23 protein-coding genes are annotated in these 24,718 nt (G+C 46.4%); 12 read left to right on the top strand and 11 right to left on the bottom strand.

Annotation, left to right across the window (positions count from 1 at the left end; genetic code table 11):
* Positions 1 to 10 precede the first annotated feature (10 nt).
* The 3 genes from gpAD87_RS20300 (at position 11) to gpAD87_RS20290 (ending at position 4,160) form a co-directional block, all read left to right on the top strand.
* A complete protein-coding gene (locus tag gpAD87_RS20300) occupies positions 11 to 1,432 on the top strand; it encodes an arabinan endo-1,5-alpha-L-arabinosidase (protein WP_064641072.1) in 1,422 nt (473 codons plus the stop codon).
* A gap of 708 nt (positions 1,433 to 2,140) precedes the next feature.
* Complete coding sequence (locus tag gpAD87_RS20295) at positions 2,141 to 3,121, top strand: glycoside hydrolase family 43 protein (RefSeq protein WP_064640214.1); 981 nt, start codon at positions 2,141 to 2,143, stop codon at positions 3,119 to 3,121.
* A gap of 190 nt (positions 3,122 to 3,311) precedes the next feature.
* Entirely contained in the window at positions 3,312 to 4,160 is an 849-nt protein-coding gene (locus gpAD87_RS20290) for an EcsC family protein (protein WP_064640212.1), read from the top strand.
* Positions 4,161 to 4,384: 224 nt separating this feature from the next.
* On the opposite strand, the gene gpAD87_RS20285 is transcribed toward gpAD87_RS20290, so the two are convergent.
* The gene (locus tag gpAD87_RS20285) at positions 4,385 to 5,653 is read right to left on the bottom strand and encodes an MFS transporter (RefSeq protein ID WP_064641070.1); all 1,269 of its coding nucleotides are present in this window, start codon (positions 5,651 to 5,653) and stop codon (positions 4,385 to 4,387) included.
* Between the two features lie 534 nt (positions 5,654 to 6,187).
* Here gpAD87_RS20285 and gpAD87_RS20280 point away from each other — a divergent pair.
* Both gpAD87_RS20280 and gpAD87_RS20275 read left to right on the top strand, forming a co-directional pair.
* Entirely contained in the window at positions 6,188 to 7,072 is an 885-nt protein-coding gene (locus gpAD87_RS20280; protein ID WP_064640210.1) for a hypothetical protein, read from the top strand.
* Positions 7,073 to 7,085: 13 nt separating this feature from the next.
* A complete protein-coding gene (locus tag gpAD87_RS20275) occupies positions 7,086 to 7,298 on the top strand; it encodes a hypothetical protein (RefSeq protein ID WP_111620545.1) in 213 nt (70 codons plus the stop codon).
* A 141-nt stretch (positions 7,299 to 7,439) separates the two neighbouring features.
* Here the strand turns inward: gpAD87_RS20275 and queF are convergent, their stop codons facing one another.
* The 6 genes from queF to gpAD87_RS20245 form a co-directional block, all read right to left on the bottom strand.
* The gene (queF, locus tag gpAD87_RS20270) at positions 7,440 to 7,931 is read right to left on the bottom strand and encodes a preQ(1) synthase (RefSeq protein WP_064640207.1); all 492 of its coding nucleotides are present in this window, start codon (positions 7,929 to 7,931) and stop codon (positions 7,440 to 7,442) included.
* Positions 7,932 to 8,057: 126 nt separating this feature from the next.
* Positions 8,058 to 8,810 carry a 7-carboxy-7-deazaguanine synthase QueE gene (queE, locus tag gpAD87_RS20265; protein ID WP_064640205.1) on the bottom strand — a complete coding sequence of 251 codons (753 nt, stop codon included), beginning with the start codon at positions 8,808 to 8,810 and terminating at the stop codon, positions 8,058 to 8,060.
* Positions 8,803 to 9,294: a 6-carboxytetrahydropterin synthase QueD gene (gene queD, locus gpAD87_RS20260; RefSeq protein ID WP_064640203.1), complete on the bottom strand. Its 492-nt coding sequence runs from the start codon at positions 9,292 to 9,294 to the stop codon at positions 8,803 to 8,805. The genes queE and queD overlap by 8 nt, the downstream gene beginning before the upstream one ends.
* Positions 9,291 to 9,980 carry a 7-cyano-7-deazaguanine synthase QueC gene (queC, locus tag gpAD87_RS20255; RefSeq protein ID WP_064641068.1) on the bottom strand — a complete coding sequence of 230 codons (690 nt, stop codon included), beginning with the start codon at positions 9,978 to 9,980 and terminating at the stop codon, positions 9,291 to 9,293. Before queC ends, queD begins: the two co-directional genes overlap by 4 nt.
* A gap of 361 nt (positions 9,981 to 10,341) precedes the next feature.
* Positions 10,342 to 11,046, bottom strand: a complete 705-nt coding sequence (locus tag gpAD87_RS20250; protein WP_063564567.1) for an AIM24 family protein — start codon at positions 11,044 to 11,046, stop codon at positions 10,342 to 10,344.
* Positions 11,047 to 11,064: 18 nt separating this feature from the next.
* A complete protein-coding gene (locus tag gpAD87_RS20245) occupies positions 11,065 to 11,520 on the bottom strand; it encodes a hypothetical protein (protein ID WP_024632428.1) in 456 nt (151 codons plus the stop codon).
* A gap of 340 nt (positions 11,521 to 11,860) precedes the next feature.
* Between gpAD87_RS20245 and gpAD87_RS32250 the strand changes: the two genes are divergently transcribed.
* The 3 genes from gpAD87_RS32250 to gpAD87_RS20235 all read left to right on the top strand — a co-directional run bounded on the left by gpAD87_RS32250 (position 11,861) and on the right by gpAD87_RS20235 (position 14,068).
* The gene (locus gpAD87_RS32250) at positions 11,861 to 12,028 is read left to right on the top strand and encodes a hypothetical protein (protein ID WP_177031176.1); all 168 of its coding nucleotides are present in this window, start codon (positions 11,861 to 11,863) and stop codon (positions 12,026 to 12,028) included.
* Between the two features lie 207 nt (positions 12,029 to 12,235).
* Entirely contained in the window at positions 12,236 to 12,940 is a 705-nt protein-coding gene (locus tag gpAD87_RS20240) for a hypothetical protein (RefSeq protein ID WP_139295681.1), read from the top strand.
* 132 nt (positions 12,941 to 13,072) lie between these two features.
* Positions 13,073 to 14,068 carry a helix-turn-helix transcriptional regulator gene (locus tag gpAD87_RS20235; RefSeq protein ID WP_231952682.1) on the top strand — a complete coding sequence of 332 codons (996 nt, stop codon included), beginning with the start codon at positions 13,073 to 13,075 and terminating at the stop codon, positions 14,066 to 14,068.
* Positions 14,069 to 14,122: 54 nt separating this feature from the next.
* Here the strand turns inward: gpAD87_RS20235 and gpAD87_RS20230 are convergent, their stop codons facing one another.
* Positions 14,123 to 14,794, bottom strand: coding sequence for a 3'-5' exonuclease (locus gpAD87_RS20230; RefSeq protein ID WP_064640200.1), 672 nt, complete (start codon positions 14,792 to 14,794; stop codon positions 14,123 to 14,125).
* A gap of 529 nt (positions 14,795 to 15,323) precedes the next feature.
* Between gpAD87_RS20230 and gpAD87_RS20225 the strand changes: the two genes are divergently transcribed.
* Entirely contained in the window at positions 15,324 to 17,093 is a 1,770-nt protein-coding gene (locus gpAD87_RS20225; protein WP_064640198.1) for a proline--tRNA ligase, read from the top strand.
* Positions 17,094 to 17,678: 585 nt separating this feature from the next.
* Here gpAD87_RS20225 and gpAD87_RS20220 read toward each other — a convergent pair.
* The 3 genes from gpAD87_RS20220 to gpAD87_RS20210 form a co-directional block, all read right to left on the bottom strand.
* Positions 17,679 to 19,478: a 5'-nucleotidase C-terminal domain-containing protein gene (locus gpAD87_RS20220; protein WP_064640196.1), complete on the bottom strand. Its 1,800-nt coding sequence runs from the start codon at positions 19,476 to 19,478 to the stop codon at positions 17,679 to 17,681.
* A gap of 191 nt (positions 19,479 to 19,669) precedes the next feature.
* Positions 19,670 to 20,077 carry an ImmA/IrrE family metallo-endopeptidase gene (locus gpAD87_RS20215; RefSeq protein ID WP_062323893.1) on the bottom strand — a complete coding sequence of 136 codons (408 nt, stop codon included), beginning with the start codon at positions 20,075 to 20,077 and terminating at the stop codon, positions 19,670 to 19,672.
* A gap of 42 nt (positions 20,078 to 20,119) precedes the next feature.
* Positions 20,120 to 20,566 carry a helix-turn-helix domain-containing protein gene (locus gpAD87_RS20210; RefSeq protein WP_064640194.1) on the bottom strand — a complete coding sequence of 149 codons (447 nt, stop codon included), beginning with the start codon at positions 20,564 to 20,566 and terminating at the stop codon, positions 20,120 to 20,122.
* Between the two features lie 980 nt (positions 20,567 to 21,546).
* Between gpAD87_RS20210 and gpAD87_RS20205 the strand changes: the two genes are divergently transcribed.
* The 3 genes from gpAD87_RS20205 (at position 21,547) to gpAD87_RS20195 (ending at position 24,536) form a co-directional block, all read left to right on the top strand.
* A complete protein-coding gene (locus gpAD87_RS20205) occupies positions 21,547 to 22,029 on the top strand; it encodes an ArpU family phage packaging/lysis transcriptional regulator (RefSeq protein WP_064640192.1) in 483 nt (160 codons plus the stop codon).
* 95 nt (positions 22,030 to 22,124) lie between these two features.
* Positions 22,125 to 23,795 carry a GAF domain-containing sensor histidine kinase gene (locus gpAD87_RS20200; protein ID WP_064640190.1) on the top strand — a complete coding sequence of 557 codons (1,671 nt, stop codon included), beginning with the start codon at positions 22,125 to 22,127 and terminating at the stop codon, positions 23,793 to 23,795.
* 18 nt (positions 23,796 to 23,813) lie between these two features.
* Positions 23,814 to 24,536, top strand: coding sequence for a response regulator (locus gpAD87_RS20195; protein WP_064640188.1), 723 nt, complete (start codon positions 23,814 to 23,816; stop codon positions 24,534 to 24,536).
* Positions 24,537 to 24,718: the final 182 nt, after the last annotated feature.

Raw genomic sequence — 24,718 nt, 5'->3', positions numbered from 1 at the left:
TGTTGCTTCGATGTTGCTGCTGTTGTTGGTTGGGGCTACAGGCTGTTCTGGAGAAGGAGCAGGGGAAGCGGTGTCCCCGCCGGTCTTTCCTGAGGCTCCCCAAGATACCCAATTGTATGACACCTCCATTCTGGACGACGAATCCCGTTGGACGGTGAACAATGCGCATGATCCGGCCATTATCAAAACAGATCAGGGATATTACGTTTATTCGACCGATGTTCGTGTAGCAGGAGAAGCGAAACCCGGCGTCATGGTACGCAAATCGGATGATCTGATCAACTGGTCATGGGTAGGTCAGGCTTTGCCGGGTATTCCGAAGGAAGCCCTCGATTGGACTGGGGCAGTAAATCTGTGGGCACCGGATGTGATTCAGGTTGGTGACACCTACCGGATGTATTATTCGGCTTCATCTTTTGGTAGTACGCGTTCGGCTATTGGTTTGCAGACATCCTCGTCCCCAGAGGGTCCTTGGACAGATGAAGGGTTGGTTGTTAAAACATCTGAGAACGAAAAGGATAAGTTAAATGCCATCGATGCCAATCCGGTATTGGATGCCGAAGGCAATTCGTGGATGGTCTACGGTTCCTTTTTTGACGGGATATACATTGCACCTCTCGATCCGGAAACCGGAAAGTTCAAGGAAGAGGGGTATGGTACACGCATTGCCGCCCGTGATCGTGCTACGGAAGAAGGTGCGGTGGAGGGGCCATATATTGTGTATAACCCGGAGTTCAAAAAGTATTATTTATTCGTCTCGTATGATTCTTTATTCGAAGATTATAACGTGCGTGTAGCCCGTGCTAATTCGATTACAGGCCCCTACACGGATGTAAAGGGCATGAACATGCTGGATACAGAGCATCTGCCTCAATACGAAGTCGGAACCAAAATTCTGGGTGGCTATCGCTTCACCAAAGGTGAGGGCTGGGTTGCACCTGGACATAACTCCGTCCTTAAGGATGGCAACAATTATTATATCGTGCATCATGCGAGAGGCGAGACGGATAAAAACTGGCCGTATCTGCATGTACGTAAAATGCTGTGGACCAAGGACGGCTGGCCTGTTGTGTCACCGGAACGTTATGCAGGTGAGTACGCACAGGACATTCCGAAGTCGATGATCGCCGGGGAGTGGGAAGGCCTAGCTGTTGACCCGTCGGTGGACGGACAGGTGCAGGCAGTACCTTACACCTTGCAAGCCAACGGCAAATTGAAAAGCGAAAACGGTTCAGGCAAATGGACGTTTGACGGCAAACAAACACTGACGCTGGAGTGGAAAGAAAGCCCGTGGGGCGGAGCTTCCACAGAGGAGCTGAAGTTGCTCCCATCCTGGGACTGGGAGCGAAGCCAGCCAGCCCTTGTAGTTACCGGCCTGAGCGACCGCGGAATTGCCGTCTGGGGCAAGCAGATTAGCGCAGCGGAGAAATAGAGAGCCGCAGATATGGCTCGAAGTTTGGAATTGGAGCTGGCCGAGAAAGTACGGCCAGCCTTACATTTAGTAGGGAGAGTCGCCTGAGCGAAGCGGGCGACCCCATAGATACAGAGCCACACTGATGGCTCGGAGTTAGATTTGATTCCAGCGAGCGTGGTTAGAGCGAAGCTGTTGCTTTTAAGGTGCACAAGCAGCGAAGGGGGAGGAAGGAGCCGAAGGAGCGACTTTGGCATCCGATTTCAACCGCCAAGAGCGGTGGGAAAAAGAAATCGGAGGACAAGAGAGCGACAAGGCCCTGCCACCCCCGGAGCGTCCGCGGTGCACCAAGAGCTGGCCCGAGAAAAAAGGCCAGCCATGCATTTAGTGGGGAGAGTCGCCCGAGCGAAGCGCGACCCCATAGATACAGAGCCACACCGATGGCTCGGAGTTGGATTTAGTTCAGCGAGCGTGGAAGCGAAGCTATTGCTTTTAAGGTGCACAAGCAGTGTAGGGGGAGGAAGGAGCCGAAGGAGCGACTTTGGCATCCGATTTCAACCGCCAAGAGCGGTGGGGAAAAAGAAATCGGAGGACAAGAGAGCGACAAGGCCCTGCCACCCCCGAAGCGTCCGCGGTGCACCAGCAAAATAGTTTTTGCACTTTATCCATCAGCTGTTTTCAAATCTTCACTCCGAGCCATACACACACATTTGAAAGGGGAGCATTCCCATGACTGATTCCATTACATTTACCAATCCCATCCTGGAGCAGCGAGCTGATCCGTGGGTGTACCGTCACACAGACGGGTACTATTATTTCTCAGCTTCGGTGCCAGCCTTTGACCGGATTGAGATTCGGCGTGCACAAACCCTGGAAGAGTTGAGAGATGCCGAGCCGGTAACGGCGTGGCACAAACATGATACAGGACCGATGAGTGCCAACATTTGGGCACCTGAAATTCATTTTATCGATGGAAAATGGTACATACATTACGCTGCAGCCCATACCAGCGAAACCAATGAGGGCCTTTTCGACCACCGCATGTATGTGCTGGAAAATGACTCGGCCAACCCGCTCGAAGGCGCGTGGGTAGAGAAGGGACAGATTCGGACGCGTTGGGAGACGTTTGCCTTGGATGCAACGACGTTTGAACACAAAGGTACCCGTTATTTGGTATGGGCGCAAAAGGCCCCGGACATTCCGGGAAACTCCAACCTGTACATTGCCGAAATGGAAAATCCGTGGACTCTCCGTGGTGAGCAGGTCATGATTTCTACACCGGAATATGATTGGGAGATCATCGGCTTCAAGGTAAACGAAGGGGCAGCAGTGCTACATCGCAATGGGCGGATTTTCATTGGCTACTCAGCGAGTGCGACCGACTATAATTATTGTATGGGTTTGCTCACCGCAGATGAAGATGCCGACTTGCTTGATCCAGCGAGCTGGGTAAAATCACCTAAGCCGGTATTCCAGACGTGTGAAGCGAATGGTCAATATGGTCCGGGTCACAACAGCTTTACGGTATCACCGGACGGCAAAACAGATATTCTGATCTATCACGCACGAAACTACAAGGACATCGAGGGAGATCCTCTCTATGATCCAAACCGTCACGCCCGCGCGCAGGTAATTCGCTGGAATGAAGATGGCACGCCTGACTTTGGAGTCCCTGTTCCAGATGGGAAGGCTGCGGCTGAAGCTAAATAATAATTGAAGTTCTGGATCAAAAGAGCCCTTAGTTAGCGAATGACGCTGATTAAGGGTTCTTATTTATGCAAACATTGTGTATGAAGGCATGAAGATGAATACCACAGACTTACATAGAAGCAACCATCCTCTAACCTCTGCGTATGAGGAGTATACAATTCACTATACACATAATATTAGGAGGCCATATATGGATTCACGCGAGACATTGGACCGGGAGCTGGAACAGATTTTAAAATGGGAAAAAGGGCAGAAGGACTTGTTTATTTGGGACAAAATTGGACGTTTGCCATTTGCCATGCTGGATAAAGTTATGCCCAAAGCGCTGAAACAGAAGATTGGAGACTCGCTGAACGAAGTCGGTCAATATGTGCAGAATGGTGGGAAATTTCTCGTTCAGAAAAAGAAGGTAGCTGAGCTGCTCCGAGAGGAAGCGACCAAATCCGGTTATTCCATGAAGGCCGATAGCTCTTACGATGAACAGGATGGAGAGGCAAAAGATACGACGAAAATCCACAGTGTGGAAGGTTTACCGCTTGAAGTATTGGATCGCACTGCTGATGACATTACGGACAGTCGAACGAGGTTTGCTGCTGCACAAGGGGCCGCAACAGGTATCGGTGGCATTGTAACGATTGCGGCGGATATACCGATGGTAATGGGGCTTTCCCTGAAGGTGCTGCAGGAGATGGCGTTATGCTATGGATATGATCCTGACGAACCTCAAGAGCGCATATTTATCGTCAAATGTCTGCAATTCTCCTCTGCTGATATTGTGGGCAAAAAAGCAATAATTGATGAACTCGCCGATTACGATAATCCGGACAAGCAGGTTGAGGTTATCTCTCAAATGCAGGGCTGGCGGGAGGTTTTTAATTCTTACAGTGAATCGTTTGGATGGAAAAAGCTGTTCCAGCTCATTCCGATTGCGGGTATGGTATTCGGTTCGGTGAGCAACAAAAATACGATTCGTGATGTTGCCGAAGCAGGAAAAATGTTGTACAAAAAACGGCTAATACTTCAGCGCCTTTCACAATGATGTCCATCACCAAAATTGGCAATGGGATGACAGATACTTGGCTCTGATCCTACGCTAACAAAACAAAAATGGGATGAAGCCCTAAAGGTACAGGCTTCATCCCATTTGCATATGCTGGCGTTAATTCCAGCTTGGTTAACCATCTGACGTTACTTTTCATTAGGCTGTCTTAACAGCGTACTTTTGTTTCATTGTATATTGGAGCTTAGATTATATAGGATCTGTTATTCTTCGCTACCGTTCTCTTCCGCCCAACGGTTCAGCAACTTATCAGATGGAAGCAGGAAGGTGAAGATTCCGATCAGTGGCAGGAAGCTGCACATTTGCATGACTGGAGATACGCCGAACACGTCGATCCAGTTCCCCAGCACGAGAGCGCCCAGACCGCCCATACCAAATGCCAGGCCAGTAATCAGGCCGGAGACGGTTCCGATTTTGCCCGGAATCAGCATCTGTGCATACACAACGGTCACCGAGAAGCTGGATAACATGATGAAACCAATAATGGTCAGCAGCACGGCTGTCCAGAACAGATTCGCGTAAGGCAGCAGCAGCGCCAGTGGAGCGGCTCCAGCCATTGACAGAAAGATCATGTTGCGTTTACCGAAGCGATCCGCCAGTGGACCACCGAAGAACGTACCAAGAGCCCCAGCCGCCAGGAACAAGAAGATATAGATCTGTGCGTCCTCTGTGGACAAGTTGAATGTATCCTTCAGGTTAAACGCATAGAAGCTCCCGATCGAAGCGACATACCACGAACGGACAAAGACGAGCAGAATCAAAATGGTTATGGCAGCAGCAATCTTTTTACGTAATGCCGGATTGGGAGCACGACGGGCTGCCGCCTGTCTACGCAAATACCCTCCCGATTGCAGCATGCGTCCATACCAGCGAGCGATATAGATTTGAACCGCGATTCCCGCAGCTGCAATGCCTGTGAATCCAATAGCACCGAACAACCCAAATGGAATGAAAATCCATCTGGTGAGCAATGGAGCCAGAGATTGACCGGCGTTACCTCCCACCTGGAAGATTGACTGAGCCAGACCCCGACGAGGCCCTGCGGCCATATGGGATACCCGTGAACCCTCCGGATGGAACGCCGCCGAACCGAGCCCAACAAAGATGACAGAGATCAGGACAGCCGTATAACTGTCGGCGAAGGCAAGCAATAGCATACCGGTAAACGTAAAGCCCATACCGATGGGCAGAATGGAGGGCGTCGGTTTTTTATCAGCAAAATAGCCTACAACCGGCTGCATGATGGACGCAGTAAAGTTAATAGCGAACGAAATCCATCCGATCTGCGTATATGTAAGATGCATGGAGTCTTTCAGAATTGGAAAAATAGCTGGAATGACAGATTGGATCGAATCGTTGAACAAATGAACCAGACTAATGGCAATTAAGATCCGGTAAACGGTACCTTGAGCATCCAATCCGGGTGGAGCTTTCGAACGCGCAGCGGCGTCTTTGGATAATGATTTTTGCATGGACATGAACAGTTCTCCTTTGGTCGCGGTCACGAGGGATCAGCGCCTGATGATGTGATGTGCCTAAGCATATTGTTACATAATAGGACAGATTTGAAAGGTCGACAAGGGGAACAGGTGAAATTAACGTTCTCTTTATAATGTAAACTATTTATATTCTTTAAAAAATCTACTATTAGAACTCTACTAAAGATTAATAGATTTCACGAAAACTTATGAAATGTGGATTGGAAAAGTAGGGGACTACACAAAAGTTACTGAATTTCTGAAGTACTTAAATTATAGAAAGAAAATGCTGCAGGATCTTAATTTATAATTATAAAAATGTGAAAAATTCTTATATGAATTTTTACAGAGGCAAAGGTCTTATAAGGCGGTGTTACAATTTCTAATTAATAATTATTTATAGTTATATAGTACCTTTTATGGTTTATTTGTTTAATATAGGGTTTATTTCGTGTAACATCGTATTTGCGATCGGATATTCTGTATTGGCATTCCGACGAAAAATACAAGAGGTAAATAGGAGGTTTTATGAAAAAAATAGCGGTTGCTGTTTCTTCTGTCATGTTGTTATCCACGTTATCGTCATTTTCTGCAAATGTTTATGCTGAAAAAATTATGAGTTTTCAGGATGATGAAATTCGATATAATGTTTCTGAAAATGGTAATAGGGTAGAGTATAGTACATCTTATGAAGAAAAAGAAACGGGTCTGGATGTTGAACTGAAAATTACTGAAGAAGGTAATATTCGTACTGTAGAGCATTATGTTGATAATAAGTTTTTTTCTGAAGCAACTTATAATAAAGCTGAAGATAAAGTAGTAACTACAATGGCAAATGGTGATGTAATAGAACAAAAAGCAAGTGACCTGGTTAAAGAGATACCTGAGCAAGAAATTCCTTTGGAAGAGCGATTAAGATCAGATTCTAATGAAGATGGGAATACAATTGATTCAATGACAGAATTTGCTTTAAATGCATCCCCAGGATACAATTTTGTGAGGACAAAATATAATACAGCTTGGAATCAGTATGGTTCAATATATCAGAAGCAGTCACTTGTTGATACGAAAGTTTATCGATTGAATATTTCAGCAGGGACAGTTGTATCTACCATTGCATCGATTATAGATATTTTTGCAACCAAAGGTAAGGTGACAGCTTTATTTAGAACATTGTTATATTCCGCGTCTGGTGTAATAGTAGATTCAATTGTTGGCCAAATGGATGCTAAAAAACATTTGACGCAAGTTGAAGTATATTCGCAAGGCTTGCTTGGTCTTAGATCAGAAAGGTATATCGTCACTGCAAATATTAACGGTAGGACAGCACAGATTATTGATACTGGGGATGAAAGAACGTACGACGAGTTGATCGATATTGGTGTATATAATGTGGTACTTCAGAAATTATAAAGGACTGATCAATATGAAATCGCTATCACCATATGTTCTTGCCAAACGTAATTTGGCTATGACCATTCTATTTATGGCAGTCATGACTTTTTTGACTATATATGTTGCATCGACGTCTCTGTACTTTGCTATCGGATTTTTTGTGGTTGTTCAGTCTATTGGTGTACTTATGCTGAAACATTACATCAAAAAAGTGAAAGAACTGAAGGAAGATCATAACCCTTGAATGCTAGTCCTATCCATACGAATATTGCAAACGCTCACGTTCCATAGCATACAAAACGAACAAAAGCCGAACTTCTTCAGATAGAAGAGTTCGGCTTTTGTTTGCTCTATGATTTTATTTTATAAAATGTATCTGCCAAAATTAACGATTATCTATCGTCTCTGGATACATATCATGGTTCATCATGCGGTGCTCGGCCATTTGCTCATACTTCGTCCCCGGTTTACCGTAGTTGGTGTACGGATCGATGGAAATGCCGCCGCGCGGCGTGAATTTACCCCACACTTCAATGAAACGTGGATCCAGCAGTTTAATCAGGTCGTTCATGATGATGTTCACACAATCCTCGTGGAAATCACCATGGTTGCGGAAGCTGAACAGGTACAGCTTAAGTGACTTGCTCTCCACCATTTTCACATCGGGAATGTAGCTGATATAGATCGTTGCAAAGTCCGGCTGACCCGTGATGGGGCACAGGCTGGTGAACTCCGGGCAGTTGAATTTGACAAAATAATCCCGGTACGGGTGTTTGTTATCGAAATTCTCCAGAATTCCCGGATCATATTCAAACGTATATTTTACGCCCTGGTTACCCAGCAACGTTAAATCTTGCATTTCATCAGGTTGTCTCATGGATTCGTAAACGCTCCTTATTTCCGGCGATGCACGAAGCTTACCGGTATATATGATAGGCCATCTTAGCCTCTGGTTGTTCCCAAAATTACATCATGCCGCCCATTATTCCATCCAAATAGCCCATCAGACGCCGCGTTTGTTGCCCCACACAAGGGTATGCAGCTGTGGCAGCACACGAACGTCGTTCAGATCATCGGAAGCACTAACTTGATCAATCAGCCACTCATAGCAAGCAAGCAGCGAAGACGCCAGATCTGGGGTATCAGCAGAAGTGACATCCGGGTTCCCGGTCTGCAAAAATAAATCCGTGCCCGGATACCGTGCATGCACATGGCGGGCAAAGTCCAAGTCTGTTTCATCGAAAATTACGATTTTCAGACTGTGGCTTCGTTCCACCGGACGAGCAGCCAGTTGGTGGATCAGATCATCGAGCACAGCCCAGTCGGTGTTCATGCCTGAGCTGGGAGGCTTGGGCGAGACGGTGACTTCGTCAATGTCCGCTAGCCAAGGCTGCCAACGGGAGCCCTGCGTTTCTACCGCGGTGCGGATGCCGTTCTCCCGAAGCAGCTTAACCAATCCGCCCAACGAAGCGAGCAGGGCGGGGTTGCCGCCTGAGATGGTCACATGGGAGAAGCGTGAGCCGCCAACGCGGCGCAATTCCTCCCACACGTCCTCCGGCGTAATCATCCGGATAAGATCCTTGCCACTGCCGTCCCAAGTAAAGGCCGAGTCACACCAGGAACAGCGATAATCGCAGCCCGCGGTGCGGACGAACATCGTTTTCTGCCCAATAACCATGCCTTCACCTTGAACTGTAGGGCCAAAGATCTCCATCACAGGAATACGAGTCTCTTTGCTAAGTTCCACACTACTCATCGATCATCCACTCCCGTCTGGCCTCGGCGTAACTGGTCGGTGTCTCGTATAAGCGGACAAACTCTGTTCGCCCACCTTCGGTCAGTGCGGCATACGGTTCGGTTTGCAAGGCGTGTTCCATCTGCTCGAACAACCAGACGACCATATTTTCAGCTGTTGTGTTCATGAGGGGAAGGGTTTCGTTCAAATACTGATGATCCAGATACCCTTCAATTTGTGTTTTCCATATATCCTTGATATGTCCAAAATCAACCGTCAACCCGGTCTCACCCGGATAACCGCTAATGCCAAAAACAACTTTATACGTATGCCCGTGCAAATTCTTGCACTTGCCTTCATAACAATGCAGATGATGCGCAGCGTCAAACGTAAACTCCTTGCTGACAAGCACACGTTTGCGATGATAGCGAAGCTGTGCAGGGAGGATATCTTCTCCAATCCGCTGCAACCGTTCCACAATACGAAATGTTCCCGGTTCTCTCATCGTACGTCCGCTCCCGCAGTTCCAACAGTAGCAGAATCACTGCGTTGCTCCAGATAGCGATCCAGTCCGGCTTTGCGCAGTTTGCAGGCAGGACATTCTCCGCAGCCATCGCCGATAATCCCGTTATAACAGGTCAGTGTGCGCTCCCGCACATAATCAAATGCACCGAGCTCATCCGCCATTTTCCACGTCTGGGCTTTGTCCAGCCACATCAGTGGGGTGTGAATGACAAACGGGTAGTCCATGGACAGATTCAACGTAACATTCATCGATTTCACAAACGAATCCCGACAATCCGGGTAACCGCTGAAATCCGTTTCGCATACACCTGTGACAAGGTGACGAGCCCCTTTTTGCTTCGCCATAATGGCCGCAAAACTGAGGAATAACAGATTCCGTCCATCGACGAATGTACTCGGCAGTTCGCCTTCTTCATGCGTAATCTCCACATCCGTACGGGTGAGTGCATTGGGCGCGAGTTGGTTTAACAAACTCATGTCCAGTACCGTTTGCTGTACACCCAGATCGCGAGCGATCTCTGCGGCGCATTCAATCTCCAGCTTGTGGCGCTGGCCGTAATCGAAGGTAACTACCTCAACCTCAGCAAATTGCTGTTTGGCCCAGAACAAACAAGTTGTACTGTCCTGACCGCCGCTAAATACAACGACTGCTTTTTCTTCGTTCAACATAAAAAAACCTCTCCATCTTCTTAAGATCAATCCATGCACATAGGCACAGAGTGTCGGAAGAACAGAGAAGTTCATGAACTGGCATCCATCAAAAAACACACCTTCTCATAGGCTGCTTCAAAAAAGCAAGCACGATCTAGTGTCCTTAGTTTTTTACGTACGTTGTTACCTAAAATGTACGCAAGACTTATTGACCTTAATGAAGGTCGAGTCTTATAGAGGGAGTTCGCGAACCTCTCCCATGCCATAGGCATGGATTTTCTTCTTCAATTGTCCGGTACAGTATATCACATTTCCGATACGGTGAGCATGCTTTACATAAGAACCCAGTTATACCCGAGCCTAACGTCACCTGAATTTATTTGATTAACACATTTCCAAAAGGGATGACTTCCTTCAGAATTCGCTTAAATAAGCCTTCATCGTTCATATCCTGTTCCAGTCGATGATTTTCACGGCCAGCCTGAAAGAGTACAGAGCCATGTCCTGTCATCTTCCAATGGTAGTTCATATGCTGGCTGGCAAGGTTGTTCCCGTATACGGTAAGTTCCAGCTGCGCGTTCTCAGGATAGGCGATAATACTGCCTGCATCCACGTATAGTGGCGCAGTAGGGTGCAGTTCCTGCTGGCAGACCTGACCTTGTGTCAGCAATCCAATTTTGCCTTTGCCCGAAAACTTCATTTTTACGGCATCCCGAGTGATGAGCATGTTTTTGATTTTCTGAATTTTGGTATGCATCGTGACACCGTCAGAGTAGAAAAAAAGGTGGCGAAAGTCATACAGCAGATCACTGTTCTCGCTCAGTTCAACTTCTTTCATGGTGAATCCAGGAGGCAGGGCGGCCACAAATTGACAAGGACCGGTAATTTCGGATTTGATGAGCTTTTTTTTGCGATAGATACCCGAAATATTCATAAATTTATCATTGCGACTGCTGCTTGGGCCGCGAAAAGCGACAATTTGCTGGGGGTGGAGAATATGCAGGCGGTCGTCCTGGATCAACGAAAACGTGACCACTTGTCCGGCTCCGCCAGCTTCGGCATTATTCAGGTGTATGTGCATGCGGTTGCTCCTGTTCTTTTATACTCGGCCTGAACGGCGACGCATTCCCCAGCGCATCACCCGAATCAGAATAAAGTATCCCAATATGAGTGAAACGGCAGTGATAATCATCGTTTGAATGCGTTTGGCAGTTGCCGTTTTGGCATCCTGATCATTTTGCAGCTTGCTCACCATGTCGGTCAGTTTTTCGTTTTGTGCCAGCAGCAACTCGTTCTGGGCCTTGAATGCTTCGACATTTGCCTGGGCTTGTCCCAATTGGGCAGAGGTCTGATTTAACTGCTCCAGCGTCTGTTTATAGCTTTCCTGCAAGGCGTTCACTTCTCCAGGAAGCTCGGAGACTCGTTCCCATCCACTATAGATATCGGAGAATATATTGGCATTTGCTGCACTGACTGTTGAAGTCAAAGAAACAGTAAACAATACACATGTGGTGAATAACACCCGAATGAAATAACCCTGAATGGGTTTTGGCATGAATGACACCTTCTTTCGGTTACATAATCGTTTGCCGATTTCGTCGTCATTTGTTGAAATACGGCTCTTACATTATACGTCAAAACCGGGACAATGGGTTCAAGATGATGTAGTTTTAATTACCCTATATGAGAATAAATCAATACATGTGGACAGCTGTTTAATTTCTAGGGCGCCGGGGTAATAGAAGGACAGGGCAGCACTTCGGACGGTCTTGATCTCATTCTTTTACTTCAGTTCCGGGTGCCTGCTATTCATAATAACGAAATTTGTAATTTAATGAGAGAAAACAATATATCCGATTTTTATGAAGATCGTGAATACGAAGGGGTAGAAACGTATGTACACAACTAAACAAGCTGCAACAACCAAAACGATTATGATCACTGTAAATGGTGAGCCGATCGGGCGTGAATTGATTATCGACAGTATTACTTATGCGCCAATCACAGAACCTGATTCTGTACAAAGTTTACACAAAATGGGAATCAATCCATCTACGATTTAAGTTAGGACTTGTCATATAAAAGTGGTCTAAAAGCTTGGCATACTGCCAAGCTTTTTCGTCGTTTATTGTCGTAATTACGCGGATTTAGGGATGAGAAACTAATATTATGGAAAAATTTCCTGCGAACATATGTTCCGTGACAATATAGTGTCCATTTACCCTGATAACTTAGAAGATAATACATATAAATCGGGGGAGAGACTACCAGTGAACTCAGTCTTTGAAGTATCTTATTCGTGGAATAGAGAGGCCATACCGACAGGGGGAGCCGACCCCGTATATATGATGGTGGAGTGGCGTAACGGAGCCCCTGCCAAAAGACTCAGGAAAATAGCACCCAAAATTGTGTCGCGAGACTTGGAACTTTTGCTCAAACCGGAATTTGGAATTCAGCTCAAGGGCATCTACGGCTGTCGTTCCAAAGAAACGGATATCGGTTGGGTTTTAAGACTTGGAGATGTATACAAGGGAGAGAGTAAACAAATCTTACTCGAATTCGCCATGGGACCTCGTGTATCGGGAAAAAGTGCCGTATGTTCAGCTTATTGGAGTACGCGAAAGTTGAAACAAAGCCAGAGAGTGCTGCTGCGCAGAGAACAGTTGTATATTCAGTATACAAGTCATCTGGGCATGCTGCGTCAGCCGGAAGATCCCAAGGTAGAGAAGACAATCAAATTAAACGAAACAGTTCCTCTGATTAAACAAGCTTTGCGTGCTTATGAAAGAGGCCGTACACAAGAGGGCAGTGATATGCTGCGTCGTCATGCAGATGCTTTGTTAATTGAAGCGGCTCGCAAACAGGATCTAGATTATTATGAGGAAGCCGAAATATTGGAGAAACTTCGGCACCATTACGGGATTACTTTTAATTCCATGGTTCATAATCGCGGAAAAACGATGTTAGGTGAATAGGGATAAAGAACTAGGGAAGATGGGGCGGAAAGGAATGTTTCTACATAATTTTTTGAAGGTGAAGTCAAGGAATAAGTCGAATGTACTAAACAACATAATAATAAAAAAATGGATGGAGTTGTATCGAATTTATTGAAACAACATCGTGGAGGGTCCGGCAAAATGACAGACCGACTGATCCGATTAATGCGCATTATAACTCTTGTGCAGGCCAAACCGGGTATTCTGGCCCGTGAGCTTGCCGAGCGGTGCGAAACAACGGAAAGGACGATATACCGCGACATGGAGGCCCTCAGTGCAATGCATATCCCCATCGCCAATATGGGACACGGGAGAGGATACATGTTTATCAGCCATTTTGCCATGTATCCGCTGAATTGGTCTGATGAAGAAGCTCAAGCCTTTATGCACCTGGCAGAAGTCATGGAGAATATTCGTCCGTTGCTGAAGCCTGCTTTTGAGAGCGCGTATGAGAAAGTGGTTGCTTCGAGTCAGAAGAACAAAACAGAGCGAGTGGAATGGTCTGAGCAAATTAGCGGGTTGTTCAAAGTGGGTACATCTGCTTGGCAAAATGAAAGTACCGAACTTCTGAATCATTCCCTGGTGACCTTGCTTCAGGCCGGAATTTCCCAGAACACTATTGAAGGAGAATATCTGTTTCAAGGTAAAAAGGGGATTGCGCGAATGGATCCCTACTGTCTTATTCCTCGTGAATACCGATTTGATCTGTTGGCATATTGTCACCTGTCAGAAAGACTTAGAATATTTCAAGTGAATCGTTTGCACAGTGTTCGGATTTTGCCACGCACGTTCCGCAAAGATGATTACCTTTTACAATCTCACTTCCGCACGCCACAAGAACTTAGCGGCAGTACGGAGTGGACTGCATTCAAGATCAGATTCTCGCCGCACGCCGTGGAGCGTGTGATGCAGGAGCAGTTTTTTGCACGCCCCATCTTGACGATCGAACCGGAGGGTACGCTGTTATTTGAGGCCATACTGAGTGATGAACAAGGGTTTCTAACCTGGTTGTCTCAATATGGACCCGATGCCGAAATTCTGGAGCCTGAGAAATACCGTCTTTTGATGAAAGAACGTCTGGAACGTTGGAGAGAGATCTACAACTGAACGTAAATGCAGATCATGGCTGGTCTGGCTTTGTTCAACATGCGTTGTATGCAATTACTCTTTGGTCTTGAACAGGTGTGCAAGGTTACCAAAAGGGGAATCTTTCTCGTCATCTTCTACACTGCTGGAATAGACCACTTTGGATGTGATGCCCTCATCATCTGCGGCGCAATTGGTTTCCAGTTTGAATTGATCAAATTGATGCATGAATACTTTGGCTGTATTAATCGCATCATCCAAAGCGCGGTGCTGGGTACCATCGAATTCAATACCGCACAGTTCAAGAGCCTGAGCGAGGCCAAGCTGACGGAATTTTCCTTCTTTGCGCACTGTACGCGACCATTGCTGCTGAAGATCATTGTGGTTGGTGATCCAGGCTACATCGAGCTGATGAGTGCGACAATGAGAGATCAGTTTGGTGCGGTCATCCGGTCCCCAGGAGCACATGTAATAGGATTCACTTCCCATCCAGGCAGTAAATTGATTCAGTGCTTCCGGAAAAAGAGGGGCTGCGTCAATGTCTTTCTGCGTAATACCCGTAAACTGAATCGTATCGGCGGACAGCACCGATTTATTGGATGGACGAACATAAGTGTGGAACGTATCCGACACGAACAGGCCGTTCTCACCTTCCGTTACTTTCACGGCACCGATATCTATAATTTCAGAAGAGTAACGTGTATTGCGACTTACCGTGAATTCAAGATCGTAAATAATATATGGCATAGGACAAACTCCTTTATCAATTAATACATGGTTTCTATTTCTCTATATTACAGGGAACGCACGGCCATGTCAGCCATCGCCCAGCAATTCATTTTAACGTGAAGCTGGCAATAGTGTGGTTGACAACTTCTTGTAAATACACTATGGTGATCAAAATGATAACAGCGATCAACGAGGACATAATTACGTCAGCCAGCTTCTACAGAGAGGAAACCACTTAGTGCAAGGTTTCTGTTGCTGTTTCGTTATTCCTACCTCGCGAGCTGCGGAGGAGAAGGCCCGAACGGCCTGTAACCTTCGCCGGATGGGCCCGTTATGCCCTGAAGGACTGCGCGTTCACGTTTTGCATCGGTTGCAAACGTAGAACCGGTTTATGGCAAATGACCTGATGATTTGAAGTCAGGTCAGCCGGCAAAGTGCAGTTAAATAAGGGTGGTACCACGACACATTCGTCCCTTGACGGATGTGTTTTTTTGCTGTTTATAACCAGATTTACAAAATCGATTAGAAGAACAAGGGGTGTGACAAGATGCGTCAAAGTGAAATGCTTGTTCCAACATTACGTGAAGCACCAGCAGAGGCAGATGCAGCAGGGCATCGTTGGTTATTGCGCTCGGGTATGATTCGCCAACTCGCAGCAGGGATATACAGTTATCTGCCCTTGGGACGTCGTATCTTGCTGAATGTCGAACGAATCGTTCGGGAAGAAATGGACCGTGCAGGATGTCAGGAAGTATTGCTGCCAATCATGCAACCTGCTGAGCTATGGGAAGAATCCGGAAGATATACACAGTATGGCCCTGAGTTGATGCGTCTGAAGGATCGCCATGCACGAGAATTCGCCCTGGGTCCTACCCATGAAGAGGTTGTGACTGCACTAGCTCGTGACGAGGTTAATTCTTATCGGAAGCTGCCGTTTACACTTTATCAGATTGGAACCAAATTCAGAGATGAACGTCGTCCAAGATTTGGATTGCTGCGGGGACGGGAGTTCATCATGAAGGATGCATACTCTTTTGCTTCTGATTGGGAAGAGTTGGATCGCACCTATCAGGCCATGAATACGGCGTATTCGCGTATTCTGGAGCGTTGTGGACTGGAATATATTCGAGTGGAAGCCGATGCAGGCACGATTGGTGGTCAGGGGGAGACCCACGAATTCATGGCACTTGCCGATGTGGGAGAAGATACGATCGTAACCTGCAAACATTGTGGATATGCCGCAAATCTGGAGAAGGCAGGATATCAGACTTCTAAATCTTCTGCTAAGAATCCAGGAGAAGTGGAAGCTTCTGCTGACCTAAAAGCGGTTGATCAAGCTGATGGTAAAGCCGAAGGGGATACCTTGGTTCGTATCCAAACGCCAGGAGTACGTACGATCAATGAGTTAAGCGCCTTTGTGGGTGAGGATGCCAAGCACATGATCAAAACATTACTTTATCAGGCTGATGGTCAACTGGTCGCTGCGCTTGTTCGTGGAGATCATGAAGTGAATGATATCGCGCTGAAGCAGGTATTGGGTGCAGAAGAGCTAATTCTAGCTGATGAAAATGCCCTTGCAAGTCATCCGAATTTAACTGTAGGCTTCCTGGGTCCTATTGGACTGGATCTGCCGATTGTAGTAGATGCGGATGTAGCTGCAATGGAACGTGCCATTACAGGAGCGAATGAAGTTGATGTACACTATTCGAATGTAGTTCCGGGTAAAGATTTTGCTTTGGACAGAGTAGATCGAATCCGTTTCGCTGCTGAAGGTGACGGCTGCCCAACCTGTGGAGAATCGCTTGTATTTACAAAAGGAATAGAAGTCGGACATATCTTCAAATTGGGAACCAAGTACAGTGACGCTATGGGAGCATCCTTCCTGGATCGCAATGGACGACAGTGCGCACCTGTAATGGGTTGTTACGGTATCGGTGTGTCTCGTCTGATGGCTGCTATTGCTGAACAATATGCCGGAGAAGATGGCATCCGTTGGCCAGCAGCCATTGCACCTTATCATGTACATCTGATCCCAATGAGCTGGAAGGATGAACAGCAACGCGAACTCACGCTGGAACTGGAACAACAACTAGTAGATGCTGGATACAGCGTACTGATCGATGATCGGGATGAACGTCCAGGGGTGAAGTTCAAGGATTCGGAATTAATCGGGTTGCCTGTCCAGATTGTTATTGGCCGAGGTGCGGCAGAGGGACAGGTGGAATTTGGATCGCATGTTCTTGCAGCACAAGGTGAATCCAAACGAATCAGTATGACAGCACAAGAGGCTGTAGGTCAGGTGAAGGAACAACTATAGTCCAGAATTTTTTTAAAAAATCCTTATGAAACCATGCTACGTGTCTCTATATAATAGAGCGATGTATAATAGGTCCGGATATTATGCGGTAAGAGATGTTTGTGGTTATTTAACGGATTAAAGCGTTAAAAAGAGGGCTATAGTCATATAAGTATGCAACACTATTTGCGTATTGTCATACCAAATAACTAGAATTTGAAAAATTGTATTCTGTATACAGTCGGTTTGTCCATAAGAGCTTCTGGCGAACCATGTCAGGAATCTATGCATGTGCAAATACGCAAATCATGGAACGAGAAATATAGCGTTTGAATGTGAAATAACCGCATGAGAGTGGCAATTTTGGAGATATCTTCTATAGTCCATGGTGGTGGGCATGGGATGAAGTGATTTCTTAAAGTGGCTTTGGGGATTTATTTTTGCAGCAAAGCTATATTCATGTAAAAGTAGAGTGTACTTCTCAGCAGGTTAACTACTGAGTGATGTAATTTATAAAAGAAAAAAGGGTGTCCATCAGCCAGTTATGGCTTGAAGGACACCCTTTCTTTGAATCTTATTGGTAAAAATATCTGCTCTTCTCTGAACTTAAGAGGCTGCAGGCAGTTTCAATTGTTGACCTGGATAAATCCAGTGTGGATTTTTGATCTTATTCAGCTTTTGCAGAGCTTGCCAAGTGGTACCGTATTGTTTGGAGATGGAATACAGGGAATCTCCGGATTTTACAACATGCACTTTGGCTGGAGCTGGTTTACTTGGCGTCGGTTTCGACGGTGTTTCTGGTTTTGGTGTCTCTGGTTTCGGTGTAGTTGGAGCTGGTGTTTCCGTTACTGGAGCTTCTGGTTCAACCGCAGGAGCCTTTGCCTCTTTGATTCGACCGTCTGTTTTGATTTCTACAGCGCCCAGTTTTTGCATGTATTCGATCAACGCTTCATCCATAGCACCGTACATGCCGGACGTTGAGTATTTTGCAAACATCGTGTACTCGTCACCGCCAACAGCAGTGAAATCATTCGTAGCCAATGTGTACGTTGCTTTTGGATCAAGGACTTTATCTCCGATCATGACGGAGTGTACGCGGCTACCTTTTGCAGCGGAAGAATCAATGCTGAATGTCATGCCGGATACTTGTGGGAATCCGCCACTTGGTTCTGGATAAGATCCTACACCGTTTTCAAGGGCTGCGAGTACATCGGAGCCTTTTACTTCAAGCGTTACAACCTGATTACCAAAAGGAAGTACTGTAATGATATCACCCTTAGTTACGATACCTTTTTCAATGGAAGAACGAATACCACCACCGTTTGTGAGTGCGATATCGGCTTTGCTGATGTCACGGATGGCATCTGCCAGCAGATCACCCAGGTTCGTTTCACCTGCACGTACTTGTTCACGTTTGCCGTCCAGCAGAATCGCTGTATTGGCTACTTCTTCTTTCAAAATGGGTTCTTGTTCTTTCAGAATGGAGTTCACCAATGCGGCAACTTTCTCATTCGGTTTGATGTCTTTTGCTTCAGTTTCATCAATCAGTGTTGCTTGTTTTTTCGTTACTTTGCCGCCGTCAACCCACAGGTCGATCACGCCTACAAAGTTTGTATATTCTCCAGCGCTGGCGATGAGTGTTCCGTTATCCGATACAAGTCCATCTTGCAGAACCGTATGGCTATGACCATCGATGAATACATCAATGCCAGGAACTTCTTTTACAACTTTGAAGCTAGTATCGGTGCTGGACGCGTCTTGTCCAAGGTGTCCCAATACAACAACAACATCTACTTTGCTGCGAATTTCGTTCACGAGAACTTTAGCTTCCGCAGTTGGGTCAGTAATATCAAGACCTTCCACATTTTTCGGGTTCGTTTTGTACATCGTTTCCGGTGTAGTCAGCGCAATGATACCGATCTTCACGCCGTCTACTTCTTTAATGAGGTAAGGATCGAAGAGACGAGTTCCGTCTTTCTTTTTCACATTGGCACTGAGCATGGGGAAGTTCATCATATCCGCAAGTTCGATGAGGCGCTCGGAACCGTAGTTGAATTCGTGGTTACCCGGTACAATCGCCTGATAACCGATTTCATTCATTACTTTGACAATGCTCTCACCGTTAACGAGTGTAGCAAAGGTTGTACCATGCACTGCATCTCCGGCATCCAGCAGAAGGGTATTTGGGTTTTCGCTACGGTATTTGTCCGCAATTCCAGCAACTTTGGCGAAACCCATCGCAGGTGAGGACTCAACTGCGCGTGCGTGTGTGTCATTCGTATGTAGAATAGTAATGTGCTTACCAGTGCCCGGAGTGGTATCCGTTGCAGCAGCGGCAATGCCCACACTGCCAAACAGCAGACAGAGCGTTAGCACAAGTGAAACATAAGTCTTCCAGATTTTCATATGAATCAGTAACCTCCCAAAAATAATAATCTACCTGAGCGTTTGCACAACTCATGTTGTATTTTACCAGACTACTATTAGGAAATCTCGTGATTTGTGTAAAAATAGGTAACCTGAAAGTGACATCTGATTTTCATAGTGGAAGATTAAGAGAGAACTTCACTCTTGAGGAACGTATGTTCTTAAAAAGGCTAAAAAAAATGCTGCACTTCACGTGGCAGTCCAGTACGCAAACAAAATTTCTCCAGTGATTCATCCGGCTCTGGCATCACCCCTGAAGTTAGAAGCTGTATGGCAAAACGATTGGCCTGTCTTTCCAGCTTGCCTGGGGCAAAATAGGAGTGTTCCTCCAGAAAGAACCGGTTTATGCCTTTGTGCAATCGGTCATGTCCAAGTTCATGGGCACACACGAAACGCTGCCATTCCGGCGGTAAATCATTGTGAATGACGATAAATCTGCGACGGAGCTTTCGGAAATACAGTCCTTTGGTAGACTTGCCCAGATTGGTGAACCGGATCTGTATTCCAATGGCTCTGGCAATGCTGAAAGGGCAGTTTGTCCGGTGTTTTCGAATCAGCTTTGTTACAATGTCATCCATATCATCTCACCTGCTGCTTTAGTTTGTTCAGCTTGAAATGCTTCATGGGCGCTTGTCCGGATCGTTCGTTTTTTTGCGTTTGTTCATCTGTTTGGCTTCCCAGAACAGACCTGTTAGGACATCCTTAATTCGTTTCTTATCCTCATCATCCAGCGGGATGCCGTCAAACATCAGATCATCCTCGTCCTCGAGCATCTTTTTGAAGTCTCGACGGTCCTTATAAGTTGCCCATTCTGGAGCGTCATGGAGCTCACTTGCTGTATTTTCGGTTTCCAGATAGCCGGCCTGTTTCATCATATCCGCGTAGGGAACCGAGAGTGCGTCGGAGATTTTGCGGATGGTAGCAGGCTTGGGAACTCCGCGAACTCCATTCTCAATGCGTGAAATTTGCGAGTTGCTGATTCCTGCTGCTTCGGCGAGCTGATTGATGCTGTATCCCTGTTGCTCGCGCAGTTGTTTCAGATAAGGACCAAAAGCGTGCTCCACAATTCATGCCACTCCTTTGATTCGTACAAGTGCCTAAATTATATATTAAGAGAACTTGTCTCACACGAGTCACTCCGATGGCAGAACAACCTTTCGATCACTGTTATCCCCAGATTTCTTTGATTCCCTTCTCATAAGGGAAAAATCCGGTGATAAAGGTGAACGCTACGCTTCTCCAGGTTTTTTCTACCCTCTCCGTTAAACGTGCAAATCTGGCATTCAATCTTAAAATATAAAAAGTCGGACTTATACGAGGATCTTTAATTATCTGTACTATATCGTATATATACCATTAGGTAAAGGGATATGAAACAATTATGCCAAAAGGTAAAGGAAATGAGAGCGCGGGTTTTATTTTATAGTTAAAACGACCCAAAATGAAGGTTTACGCCGATCCCCAGAAAGTGGTATCCTCAAATAGAAATACGAACAAAATACGAACAAAATGTAAAGTTGAGACAAGTTGGATGATGAGGAAAATGATTATTCCTGCTTCATACCTGACTTTAACTGATTCCAAAAGGCAACAGAAAAAACTTGAAAAATGCCGTTACTATTTCAGAGAACTGGATAACTCTAATAAAAGGAGTATTTTGTATTAATCCCAAGAGCGATTCAAATCAGCAATAGGTAGATCGAAAAGCTTCAATTCGTCTATCTATTGTACCCGTAAGCGACTGGAACCGAATAATACAAAATACCAAAGATGAGATGTATGCAAGTTTAACTTGTATAGAATGAACTTTAAGTTACGCAAACGAAGAGGACAGAAAAAAGCTGGAGAAGCGTAGCTAAAAGCTTTCTGAAAGAAAGCTACTTCGGAAGCATATGCTTCGCATTTATCATCGGATGTTTACATTAGAAAATATAATCAAAAAAATCTGGGGATAACAGCGATTGTAAGATTTTTCTGTCATCGGAGTGGAACATGCGAAGCTACTAAACTTTCATTCTATAACGAATGTTAAAGGAGGAGAATGAATATGGAACTGATGCTGCCCGAATTGGACCGACGCAAAACACAGACTGCTGTTGAAGCCGCGCTGGAAAAATACCGGATTTATAAAACAATTGCTTTTGAGGAACGAGAGGTGATGGTGACGGCGAGTTACGCTGAGCGTTTCCATGGTGCAACGAATGTGACCGGAGATTCCACTGCCAGAACGGCAATCTATAATGTGGATGTACAGCGCGCACGTCAGGCATACTGCGATACGATTGATTTTGTGGTATCTCGACTGAGCGAGAAGGAACGCGTACTTGTCAGAGAACGTTATCTGAAGGATGACGATGTATTTGACTATAAAGTGTATAACCATGTGTTTGACCCGCCTGTCAGCAAGGATACGTATACGAAGATTCGGACACGTGCTTTCTATAAAATGGCGCTGGCTCTGTCGGATCGGGGTCTGATTAATATGGAGCCTTTATCTGCATCTCGCAAAGAGCGACAGAAGCTGGGCTAGAGGTGAATCAAGAAGTTCATCCTTTTATATCCTTCGCTGATTGTATACAATAATTGAAAACAACTCTAAGGATCAGTCAAAGGAGAGGAATCCGCATGACGGAACAAGCCGGAATGCAGGAGATGTACACACTGAAGACGATCGCGGAAACGCTCAACACATCCAACGACCTGAATCTGATGCTGGATACGGTACTCGGTAAATTGTTGGAACTGACGGGATTGACTACGGGCTGGGTATTCCTGATTAATAATCAGGGAGAGTACTCCTGTATTGCTGATTACAGTTTGCCTCCTGCTCTGCTGCATCATGACAAGGAGCCGATGCGCTGTGGGTCTTGCTGGTGCGTGAATCGCTTCCGGGACGGGAGATTGGATAATGCCGTCAATATTATTAATTGCAAACGCCTGGAGGATGCCGTCGATCATCAATGGGGAGATACCCATGACATCACCCATCATGCAACGGTTCCGCTCCGCTCGGGGGAAAAGATGCTGGGACTGCTGAATGTTGCTGCACCCGGGAAAGAGCATTTCAGTGATAGTGAGCTGGCGCTTTTGCAGGCTGTAGCTTATCAGATAGGTAGTGCAATGGAGCGGATGCGATTATATAGCGCAGAGCAAAGGCGAGCGGATCTGTATGTCAGGCTGGGGGAGTTCAGCCGATCGCTGGGCGTGACGGTCAACGATTGCAGCAGTGGAGACGATATGGCCAAGATGGTTGTAAAGCTGCTTGGGCATCATTACGATTGGCCTTTTGCCGCACTGTTATCCCAGAAAAACGGAAGTTTTATGGTACAGGCGGCTTATGCTCATGGCAGGTCCGAAATGATGACAATATCTGGACTCTCTCCAGAGTTGCAGACTCGCATGCATCGTGTGATTGATTCTCATCGGGCTATGGTATTGTCGGCAACGGAAATCCAAGATGTTTCTGCTATCTGCAATACCGGGCTCCCTAAGTCTGTTTTGGCTTCAGGCTTGGCTGCTCCCATCCCATTAAGTTCTCCTGGCGAAACGGCAGTACTGGTGGTTGGATTGGGCTCGGCCAATGGCTTCCTTCAGGCAGATCGTGAGGTTTTCGATGCACTCGCTGAACATATTACAGCCTCGTGGGAGAGTCTGAGACTGGTATACAAACGGCGGGAATTGACCCGACTGGAGGAACGAAACCGTTTGGCTCGGGATTTGCATGATTCGGTGAACCAAATTTTGTTCTCCCTGTCTCTCACAGCCAAAGGGGCAGAGAGCATGTTAGCCGGATCACTACAGCTGCATCCGGCTGCGGAAGCGATGATGGATATACGTTCCTTGTCCCAGGAAGCATTGAAGGAAATGCGTGCCTTGATTATGCAGCTTCGTCCGGCGGGTTTGGAGTCTGGTCTGCTCAGTGCATTGCAGGAATATGGTACAGGACAGGGATTGCAGGTCGTTGTACATCGGACGGGTATGCGCTCTTTGCCTCAAAGTATTGAGGAAGGCTTATGGCGTATTGGACAGGAAGCACTCAATAATGTGCGTAAACATGCGGGAGTCCCTTACGCTGAGATATCCCTCCAGCTAAGCGATCAGGAAGCAGTATTAATCGTTACGGATCGTGGGAAAGGAGGAGCCAAAAGGCGTGAGGCCTTGCCTGCCAGTTCACTTGGTCTGTCCATCATGAGGGAACGGGCCCAGTCATTGGGCGGCAGACTTGAACTTGTGAGTTCATCCCGTAAGGGAACATCGGTAACGGTCGTCATTCCACTTCCGTCCGAATCTGTATAAAATCAGGGGGAAGAAGACATGCCGATTACGATTTTACTCGCAGACGATCATGCAATGGTGAGGCGCGGGTTGCACGTTTTTTTGTCCACACAGCCAGATATGGAAGTCGTCGGAGAAGCGTCGAACGGACAGGAAGCACTGGAACAAGCAGAACAATTGCATCCGGATGTGGTGTTAATGGATCTGCATATGCCCGTGCTTGACGGGATCGAGACGGCGAGAAGGCTTCGTGCGATCTTGCCTGGAATCCGTATCATCGTACTTACGTCCTTCTCGGATCAGGATCATGTCGTACCAGCCGTACGCGCTGGGGTGAAGGGATATTTGCTGAAAGATATTGAGCCAGAGGATCTTGCCGTTGCCATTCGTAATGTGCATGCGGGTCAGGTAGAACTTCATCCAGCGGCAGCAGGACAATTAATGCATGTGATGGCTTCGTCTGAACTGTCGATGAATGAAGCGCATGAGCGTGCAAATCCCCATGCGTCTACTCGACTTCCAGAGCAAGAACGGGTTGGGCTGGGAAAAGAAACTTCTCATGGACCGGACATGCTCACCCGTCGGGAACGAGAGGTTCTGGGGCTGATCGCACAAGGATTGAGTAATAAAGAGATCGCCATCAAACTAATCATTACCGAGAAAACGGTGAAAACCCATGTCAGTCATCTTTTGGACAAATTGGGACTGGCAGACCGGACACAAGCAGCGCTTCATGCCGTAAGAAATGGTTGGGTTGTCTGATCCATCTTTCGATATTCTCAGACTAAAGTCGTAGAAACTCAACCCAAAGGTTGAGTTTTTTTGTGCTGCAAGTTAAGTCTATCTGCCGACGATTCCGAGGTAGAAGCAAGGTAAGATGAGAGTAGAGAAAGTTGAATCGAAGAGATGGAATGTTTTTATAAAATCAAAGGAGAGTGACATAG

It is taken from the genome of Paenibacillus sp. AD87 (assembly GCF_001659845.1).
GTDB classification, from domain to species: domain Bacteria; phylum Bacillota; class Bacilli; order Paenibacillales; family Paenibacillaceae; genus Paenibacillus; species Paenibacillus marchantiae.
The sequence above is the reverse complement of the archived record's forward strand: the minus strand, read 5'-3'. Positions and strand labels throughout refer to the sequence as shown.